This is a genomic window from Desulfosarcina sp. (assembly GCF_033791525.1).
Lineage (GTDB): Bacteria > Desulfobacterota > Desulfobacteria > Desulfobacterales > Desulfosarcinaceae > Desulfosarcina.
Genome location: NZ_JASJGN010000174.1, coordinates 1 through 6,005, shown reverse-complemented (window position 1 = coordinate 6,005; position 6,005 = coordinate 1). Strand labels below are relative to the sequence as shown.

The 6,005-nt window shown below is 57.1% G+C and carries 7 protein-coding genes; 5 read left to right on the top strand and 2 right to left on the bottom strand.

The window, feature by feature from the left end; translation table 11 throughout:
* On the top strand, positions 1-1,084 hold a 1,084-nt coding region (locus tag QNK41_RS08375), incomplete at its 5' end, for a nickel-dependent hydrogenase large subunit (protein WP_319255666.1).
* Positions 1,085-1,138: 54 nt separating this feature from the next.
* Here the strand turns inward: QNK41_RS08375 and QNK41_RS08370 are convergent.
* Both QNK41_RS08370 and QNK41_RS08365 read right to left on the bottom strand, forming a co-directional pair.
* The gene (locus QNK41_RS08370) at positions 1,139-1,564 is read right to left on the bottom strand and encodes a 4Fe-4S binding protein (RefSeq protein ID WP_319255664.1); all 426 of its coding nucleotides are present in this window, start codon (positions 1,562-1,564) and stop codon (positions 1,139-1,141) included.
* A gap of 48 nt (positions 1,565-1,612) precedes the next feature.
* Entirely contained in the window at positions 1,613-3,571 is a 1,959-nt protein-coding gene (locus tag QNK41_RS08365; protein ID WP_319255662.1) for an aldehyde ferredoxin oxidoreductase family protein, read from the bottom strand.
* Positions 3,572-3,699: 128 nt separating this feature from the next.
* On the opposite strand from QNK41_RS08365, the gene QNK41_RS08360 reads away from it, so the two are divergent.
* The 4 genes from QNK41_RS08360 to QNK41_RS08345 form a co-directional block, all read left to right on the top strand.
* Positions 3,700-4,203, top strand: a complete 504-nt coding sequence (locus QNK41_RS08360; RefSeq protein WP_319255660.1) for a carboxypeptidase-like regulatory domain-containing protein — start codon at positions 3,700-3,702, stop codon at positions 4,201-4,203.
* A 189-nt stretch (positions 4,204-4,392) separates the two neighbouring features.
* Positions 4,393-4,911, top strand: coding sequence for a HyaD/HybD family hydrogenase maturation endopeptidase (locus tag QNK41_RS08355; RefSeq protein ID WP_319255658.1), 519 nt, complete (start codon positions 4,393-4,395; stop codon positions 4,909-4,911).
* Positions 4,889-5,131 (top strand): HypC/HybG/HupF family hydrogenase formation chaperone, encoded by a 243-nt coding sequence (locus QNK41_RS08350; protein ID WP_319255656.1) that lies wholly within the window; start codon positions 4,889-4,891, stop codon positions 5,129-5,131. Before QNK41_RS08355 ends, QNK41_RS08350 begins: the two co-directional genes overlap by 23 nt.
* 262 nt (positions 5,132-5,393) lie before the next feature.
* Positions 5,394-6,005, top strand: a 612-nt coding sequence (locus QNK41_RS08345) for an acylphosphatase (RefSeq protein WP_319255654.1), incomplete at its 3' end; no start/stop codon positions are given.

Here is a 6,005-nt window from a genome sequence, read left to right as displayed (position 1 = left end):
CCACTACATCGACGCCCTGCGACTGCAGGCCAGGTCCGCCCGCATGCACGCCGTCTTCGGTGGCAAGAACCCCCACCCGCAGTTTTTGGTGGTGGGCGGCATCACCAGCGTGGCCGACCTGAAGCCCGACCGCATCGCCGAGTTCCTCTACCTGCAGAAAGAGACCCAGGAATTCATCGAAAACGTCTACATCCCCGACCTGGTGGCCGTGGCCTCCTTCTACAAGGACTGGGGTGCCATCGGCGGCACCACCAATTTCCTGGCTTGGGGCGAGTTCCCCGAAAGCGACAATGAGCCGGACAGCCTGTTCATGCCTCGCGGATTGATCAACAAACGGGACCTGGCCAATATTCCCATGGCCATTCAGGAGAAGGTGGCGGAAAATGTGACCCGCGCCTGGTATGAGGACGGCCCCGACCTGCATCCATACAAGGGCGAAACCAAGCCCCTGCAGGAAGATCCCAAATACCGTCCCGACGGTGGCAAGTACTCCTGGTTCAAGGCCCCCAGATACGAAGGCGAACCCTGTGAAGTGGGTCCCCTGGCCCGTGTGCTGGTGGCTTACGGCAAAGGTCACAAGGATATCAAACCCCTGGTGGACGGCACGCTCCAGAAACTGGGGATTCCCGCCGGTGCCCTGTTCTCGACCCTCGGCCGGACTGCCGCCAGAGGACTGGAGACCATCGCCATCGGCCAAGCTATGCCCGGTTGGACCATGGAACTGCTGGAAAACATCAAAAGCGGTGACACCCAGACCTACACGCCCTGGGAAATGCCCGATGAAGGCATGGGGCTGGGTCTCAACGACGTGCCCCGTGGATCGTTGGGACATTGGATTAACATCGAGGGCGGCAAGATCAAAAACTACCAGTATGTGGTGCCGTCAACCTGGAACTTCGGTCCCCGTGACGACAAGGGCAAACTGGGTCCGGTGGAAGAGGCGCTTATCGGCACCCCCGTGGCCGATGCCAAGCAGCCCCTGGAAATTCTGCGCACCGTTCACTCCTTCGACCCGTGTGTGGCCTGCGGTGTCCATGTGATCGATCCGGACTCCAATGAGGTATATAAATTTAAAGTCATTTAAACTGTCTTCCCCCTTTCCGGGTCTCATGGACCCGGAAAGGGGTTTTCCTTAGCGTTATCCCGTCGGTTCCTCCATCGCCACCGCATCCACCGGACACTCCAGCATACAAAAGGCACATCCGATACAATTGCGCGCTTTATTTAAAATCGGATAGCGAAGGGTTTCACGGGTGCCCCGATCTGCTTTCAAATCAATGCAGCTCGTGGGACAGGCCTCCACGCAGATGGTGCACCCCATGCAGCGCTGATAGTCGAACACCGGCTTGGGCCAGCGTGAGCGGATGCGGATTCGTTCGCACACCTGATTCTCCGGGTCCTTTACACTGGCGTAGGGGCAGATCCGTCCGCAAGCTCCGCAGTCAATACAGACTTCCGGTAAAATACGATGGCGCTCCTTGGGCTTGCCCACGATAGCATCCACCGGGCAGACACGCATGCATACGCTGCATCCGACACATTCATGGGTGATGGTATAGGCCATTGAAAATCCTCGGTGTGTTGGCCACGCCCATGTGAGCGTGCGGGTGGATCATATTTCCAAATTCAAACGGGCTAAACATTCCGGCGTGGGCACCCCCGTCTCCGGATCGAAGCCCATTTCAGACCAGTAGTATCGCCGCAGTTTTTCCAGAGGGACGGTTACCCCTTTATTAGCCCCTTCCTGTTGGGGCGGGTCGCCTATCACCCGTTTGCTGAGGCGGATATCCCTGGGGATGATACCCTGCTTGATGTTGAACAGTTGCTTGACGGTCTGAATCCGGTGGCCGATAACCAGGTAGGCTTCCGGCGAGTGCCCCCAACCGGTGGCGGCATTGAGCCAGGCAAAGACCGGAATCCGATGGGCTCCCAGGAAGGCGCCGAAGAGGCAGCCCCCGGCGCCGTTGACCACGTTCATGTACTGGCTGCAGGCGGCGCCCATGGCGGCCTTTTCCCGGTTTGCCCGGTACTTGCTGCGTTTCAGGTAAAACAGGGAGGGGTCGGGCAGATCCGGTAGAACCCGCCAGAGCTGGAACATTTCGTAGTACATATACGCACCGATGGTGTGGCGGCCGGGAGTGGGTTCAACCACGTTGTGCAGGGCAAAGCCTGGATCGTAGCGGCCGTCGTGCATGCCCAGTTCCTGTCCGCCTGCATGGATGGCCATCGTTTCGGCACCCCGGCCGATTTTTTGGGCCGCCCGTTTGGCGCCATCAGCCAGCAGGTCACCGATGCCTTCCCGCTTGACCATCTTTTCTACCAGGCGGACGACGGCCTCGGTGTTGCCCCAGGTCAACTTCAGTCCGTCCGTGTCCGTGGGGGTCAACAGCCCTTTTTCAAAGCACTCGATGGCAAATGCCACCGTGCCGCCTACTGAGATCGTGTCCATGCCGGCCCGGTTAAGCAGTTCATTGAGGTAGTAAATGCTGTCGGCATCTTCGTTGAGGCACAGGCCCCCAAGAGCAATGGTGGATTCGTATTCGGGCCGATGCACCTCGGTCTTGCCGTCCGGCGCCAGGCTGATACCGCCGCAGCCTAAGGGGCAGGAGTAGCAAAAATATTTGGCCACCACCGGTTTGGTGAATTCGTCGGGATCGATTAGTTTGGATTTGTCCAGCCCGAAATCCCGGTTGGAACCTTTCCAGTTCATCACCGGGGCATCGCCCAATTCGATAGCCATCTGGTTTTGATTGACGGTGCCCCATTTGCTCAACATGATCTTGTAGAGCATGCCGTCGAGTTCCATCTGGATGGGCAGCATGCGCATGAGTGCGCCCAGGTAAGCGGTCATGGTGCCGTTTAAAAATGGCGGCTGGAAGGCCACATGGTGGTTGCAAGCCAGGCTCAGGGCTTTCATGGCCTTGCGGTCGTGAACCTGAACGCGATGGGCACCGCATAGGACAACGGCCTTGAGCCTCTTGGCTCCCATGACGGCCCCCAATCCACTGCGGGCCGCCAGTCGGCCGCCGTGGTTCACGATACCGGAGATCAGCGAGCGGCGTTCACCTGCCATACCGATGCAGGCGACACGGACCCGCTGTTTGCTGCCGTGTTCGTCCACCAGCAGCCGCTCCGTTTCAATGGCATCCTGGCCCCACAGATGGGTCGCATCGCGCAACTCGGCCCCTTTGGTGTCGGCATACAGATAGACCGGTCGCTTGCTTTGGCCGGTGAAAAAAATGCCGTCTACCCCGCACGCTTTGATGGCGGGAGCCAGGTTGCCACCGCAGTTGGCATCGCCCCAGGTGCCGGTGAGGGGACTTTTTCCGACCACCATCCAACGGCCGGTGAACAGGGAACCGCTGGAGGTCAATATACCTGACACGAACCCCAGAATATTGTCCGGCCCCAGGGGATCCGCCCCGGCCGGAATCCGTTGGTACAGCAGCCATGCGGCCAGACCGGTGCCGGATAAAAAACGATTGTATAGGTCGTCGGGGATGGTTTCGGTGGTGATGCGGCCGGTGGTCAGGTCAACCCACAGGACCTTTCCCATGTAAGAACGGTTCATCGGGCCCCCCAGGGCAATCAGGATCGAAAGGGATGATTCTTCAGGATGCGGCAAAAGAACCCCTTTACTATTTCATGTTTTGAGTATAATTTCAATACTGATCGCATGGGGAATGAAGGAGGTGCGGGATGTTTAAGCACATGATCAGCGTTTTAACCGTGTTGCTGTCTGTTGTGGGATCTGCAGGCATTGGCCAGGCCCACGCCGGCAATTGGATTGTAGGATCCATTTCCATCCGGAACGATGTCGGCCACAACGAGTATGGCGAGCGTCTGTCGGTGTTTTTGGTGAGCGATAAAATTCCAGTTTCGGCAAAAAAATGCATCCATGAAACCAACCATCCGCGAAAAGTGGACTGCATCAACAACTGCCACCTTGATTTTTACAAGCGGTTTCAGCAAAAGCAGCGGCAAACCGGCTATCTCATCGCCCAGACCGTTACCTCGGTAACCGGTAATTTTGCCTTCCTGGACGCACCCCCCGGAACCCACTATGTGCTGGTGAAATTTCCAGCCTTGATTGACGGATACAAGGTCGCCTGGCAGGAACCGGTGACTGTGACCCCGGGTCGGATCGGCGTCGTGTCTCTCGACGATGAGAATCTGGCCCTGCCCAAAAATCGCCGGCGCTGATCTGGTGTCGGACCACCAGCGTCGCCCGAGGTCACTTTTTTTACCGGCTGATCATGGCTTGAACCGTTTATCAATCCATGCTACCACATTCCCTTGCTGCATTTTCGATGACCGGTCATTCGTTTCAGACGGTTGACGTCTGTAATATTTGAAGGCCAAAAATTGAAAAATTCGGAAAGAACGGAAGCAATGGCGAATGACCATGTTATGATTCTGGGTGTAGGTAATCTATTATTCTCCGATGAGGGCTTCGGTGTCAGGGTCGTGGAGGAGCTGGAACGCCGGTATTCCTTCCCCGAAAACGTTTCCATTGTCGACGGCGGTGTCCTCGGGGTAAGCCTGCTGGGTGTGATGTCCGAAGCAGACCAGCTGATCGTGGTGGACGTGATTCGCAATCAAGGCGTGCCCGGCGACCTCTATCGCCTCGAGGGTGATGCCATTCCTGAACGGATCCGGGCCAAGAACTCACTGCATCAGATTGATTTTCTCGAAGCCCTGACCCTTTGCCAGGCGATGGAAAAGGTGCCGGTTACGGTCATTTTGGGCGTGGAGCCTGAAGATATCAACACACTGAGCACGGAGCTGACCGAAACAACCAAAAACCGAATGGAAGATGTCATTCGGATGGTGCTGGGTGAACTCGAACGACTGGGTGTCACCTGTCACGATAAAGGAGCAGACGACCATGTGTCTTGCAATCCCATCTAAAATTACCCATATCGAAAACGAAATGGCCACCATCGACGTGGACGGCGTCAAACGATCCGCCAGCCTGATGCTATTGGAGGATTCGGCAGTGGGTGACTATGTTTTCGTGCATGCCGGTTTTGCCATCAAAAAGGTGGACGAGGAATCGGCCATGGAGACTATCCGACTCCTCAAGGAGGCCGCCGCCTTTGTAGACAACCTGGAAGCCGGCAAAGGATGACGGGTTCGTAAAAAACCCGATATCTGCGTTACGCTTCACCCCTCGTCACTGCGGCGTACGATCAGTACGCTGCCTTCGGCACCCGCGATAGCGGTATTCTCGGGATGGAACATGAATGTTCGCCGCAAGGATCTTGATCGATTTGCCATTCGCTCGCCTAAGCTCGCTTTCGCGGCCCGCAAGCCTTGATCTCGGGCTTTTTACGAAGCCGTCTGAAGTGAGACTCTTTACGCGTTAATCAAGGATACGTCCAACACGGGCCATGACAGATGCACTTACTGCAAATCGCCTGGAGATCAATGGCATTGTTCAAGGCGTGGGCTTTCGTCCATTCATCTACCAGTTGGCCAACCACCACGGCCTGAAGGGGGAAGTGGCCAATACCGCCACCGGTGTGTCCCTGGTTTTGGAAGGCCCTGGAAAAGCCATCCGGCAGTTCATCGACGATCTTTCCATCAAAAAGCCGCCTCTGGCACACATCGTCGAGGTGTCGGAAACACCTGAAGCCGTGAAGGGGTTTGCGGCGTTTTCCATCGTCAAAAGCCGGGGCAGCGCCACCCGGGCCACACTGATTTCACCGGACGTGATGGTCTGCGACGATTGTCTGGCGGAGATGCGCGATCCGACGGATCGTCGTTTCGGTTACCCATTCATCAACTGCACCAACTGTGGCCCCCGCTACACGATCATCGACGATATCCCCTATGACCGGCCCAAAACCAGCATGCGGCACTTTCGCATGTGCCCCCTGTGTCAGGCCGAATATGACGACCCCGACAACCGGCGCTTTCATGCCCAGCCCAACGCCTGCCCGGTCTGCGGTCCCCGGGTGACTCTTTGTGATGCCGACGGGAAAGCCGTTGACACCGACGAT

Excerpts from the sequence above, each read along its gene's own strand:
- QNK41_RS08370 (WP_319255664.1), bottom strand. The coding sequence starts at position 1,564 with ATGGCCTATACCATCACCCATGAATGTGTCGGATGCAGCGTATGCATG.
- QNK41_RS08365 (WP_319255662.1), bottom strand. The coding sequence starts at position 3,571 with ATGAACCGTTCTTACATGGGAAAGGTCCTGTGGGTTGACCTGACCACC.
- QNK41_RS08360 (WP_319255660.1), top strand. The coding sequence starts at position 3,700 with ATGTTTAAGCACATGATCAGCGTTTTAACCGTGTTGCTGTCTGTTGTG.
- QNK41_RS08355 (WP_319255658.1), top strand. The coding sequence starts at position 4,393 with ATGGCGAATGACCATGTTATGATTCTGGGTGTAGGTAATCTATTATTC.
- QNK41_RS08350 (WP_319255656.1), top strand. The coding sequence starts at position 4,889 with ATGTGTCTTGCAATCCCATCTAAAATTACCCATATCGAAAACGAAATG.